The sequence below is a fragment of the Neisseria sp. P0021.S006 genome (assembly GCF_051956895.1).
Genome location: NZ_JBQCWZ010000767.1, coordinates 1 through 674 on the forward strand (window position 1 = coordinate 1; position 674 = coordinate 674).

Sequence of the window (674 nt, forward strand, 5' to 3'; positions counted from 1 at the left end):
GCCTTTATGTATGTTTTCATAGCAAGAGGATTAACTGAATAAACCTTTAAACCACAACACAATCGCGTCCCACATACGGCGCAACCAGCTGCCTTCTTCAACACCGGTTAGGGCAACGACGTCTTTTTCGGCAATGATTTTGCCGTCTTTCATGACTTTCAGTTTGCCCAATACTTGGCCTTTTTCAATCGGGGCGAGGACGGGCTGAAGCGTTTCTAAAATAGGTTTGACGTTTTTGCCGGTATCGTGGGGAATGGTAATGTAAACATCGTCCAAGAAACCGATATCTACGGCTTTGGTACTGCCTTTGTAAACTTTGACTTGGGAAATCACTTCTCCGCCGTTGTAAAGTTTAGGCGTATCAAATGCCTGCAATGACCAGTTGAGCAGTTTGCTGCTTTCGCTGGCGCGCGCTTCGGTGGATTCGGCACCGGCAAGGATGGAAACAATACGGCGGTTGTTGCGTTTGCTGGAAGCGGCGAGATGGTAGCCTGCGCCTTCGCTATAGCCGGTTTTCAAACCATCGATACTGCTGTCGCGATAGAGCAGGAGGTTGCGGTTGGGCTGTTCGATATTATTGTATTTGAAAGATTTGTTTGCAAACAAAGGATAGTATTTCGGATAGTCATTGATCAGCGCGGCTGCCAAAATGGCCAAGTCGCCAACGGTTGAAA

At 47.6% G+C, this 674-nt stretch carries 1 protein-coding gene; it reads right to left on the reverse strand.

The features are described from left to right. Positions 1–30: 30 nt before the first annotated feature. Positions 31–674, reverse strand: a 644-nt coding sequence (locus tag ACTHUM_RS16990; RefSeq protein WP_440403554.1) for a D-alanyl-D-alanine carboxypeptidase family protein, incomplete at its 5' end; no start/stop codon positions are given.